This is a genomic window from Peribacillus sp. SIMBA_075, assembly GCF_046534585.1.
The window spans coordinates 1-283 of sequence record NZ_JAWRYN010000427.1; the positions used below are offsets into that span (position 1 = coordinate 1).

The 283-nt window shown below is 31.1% G+C and carries 1 protein-coding gene; it reads left to right on the forward strand.

The annotated features are described in order from the left end of the window. Positions 1 to 187: 187 nt before the first annotated feature. Positions 188 to 283 (forward strand): hypothetical protein (locus SB775_RS28865; RefSeq protein WP_410864628.1); only part of this gene is annotated, 96 nt, incomplete at its 3' end.

Below are 283 nucleotides of genomic sequence, written 5' to 3' on the forward strand. Positions count from 1 at the left end.
GGAGACACCAAAGTATAAAGCGATTGCTGAAATAAAATTACAAAAATAGAATGTATGAAAACGTTTTTTATACAGGTGAATATACTATAGGGAATAATGTGTTACTGTATAGAGCTTCGCTGATAAGAAAAACCTTATCATTTGCAGCTCGTTTCATTTTAACTTTAAGAATGATGGTGATTTTTTTATGTTGAAAGTAAAACGTCCATTTGATGCCTATTTAGATGAAATGAATAAAATTACAATTTTGCTCCCACATGCGTATGGAACAAGCCGGACATTT